General features: G+C 73.1%; 1 protein-coding gene and 1 pseudogene. One reads left to right on the top strand and one right to left on the bottom strand.

Going from position 1 to position 916, the window contains the following annotated elements; all coding sequences use genetic code 11:
- Window positions 1-226 (bottom strand): annotated as a pseudogene (locus B7767_RS47500) (LytR family transcriptional regulator); the annotation flags it as partial.
- Window positions 227-493: 267 nt separating this feature from the next.
- Between B7767_RS47500 and B7767_RS36625 the strand changes: the two are divergent.
- Window positions 494-916, top strand: a 423-nt coding sequence (locus B7767_RS36625) for a MurR/RpiR family transcriptional regulator (RefSeq protein ID WP_143652839.1), incomplete at its 3' end; no start/stop codon positions are given.

Here is a 916-nt window from a genome sequence, read left to right as displayed (position 1 = left end):
CGGACGCCGGTTCCGGTTCCGGCGCGGGTGCGGCACGGCGGCCGCGCTGGCCGGGGACGCGGACGGGCGCGGTGGAACCGGGGCGCGGGGCGCTGCGGGGGCCGGGCGTCTTCGGCTGCTCTGCGGAATCGTTCAGCCGCAGTTCGTATTCGCCGGTCTCCGGGTTGAGTACCCACTGGTCGGCAGGGTCGGTTCCGTCCGCCTGCCCACGACTTCGCGCGTCCACGCCTGTACCAGTCCTCCGTCGGGTGCCACATGGGGCGCCTGCGCCCCAAGGCGCTCTGTTGTTCGATGAGTTACGCTATCCGGCCCGTTCGGGATGTGGTGACGTCGTAGCAAAATCGTCGAGTTCCGGATCTGTCGCCGAAACGGGCACAGCGTGCGATCTCCGCCCATCGCGACGTGCGGTCGGCGCGGCCCCGCACGCGCCTGTATAACGGTATGCAGGAATTTCGATGGGTGAATAGGCCGGGGCGTCGAGGGGATGCGGGTCATGAGTGGCGGCACCGAGAGCCCTGCCGCGCGCCTCCAGGCGCTCTTCGAGGGGCACCGGCTGACGCCGACCCAGCGGCGCATCGCGCACAGCATGGTGCGGCGCGCCGCCGACGTGCCGTTCCTGTCCAGCGTGGAGCTGGCCGAACTGGCCGGGGTCAGCCAGCCGTCCGTGACCCGGTTCGCCGTCGCCCTCGGCTTCGACGGCTACCCCGCCCTGCGCCGGCACCTGCGCGAGGTCGCGCCCGCCGAACCGGCCCCGGAGACCGGCTCGTACAACGAGTACCAGCAGGCCGTCGAGGCCGAGATCGAGAACCTGCGGCATCTGGCGGAGGTGCTGGCCGACCCCCGGCCGGTGCGGCGGGCGGGCCGGGTGCTGGCCGGGAGCCGGCCGCTGCCCGTGCTGGGGCTGCGGGCCGCGGCG

The sequence above is a fragment of the Streptomyces sp. 13-12-16 genome, assembly GCF_002114215.1.
Classification (GTDB): Bacteria; Actinomycetota; Actinomycetes; order Streptomycetales; family Streptomycetaceae; genus Streptomyces.
This window is presented reverse-complemented; position numbering and strand designations above follow the sequence as displayed.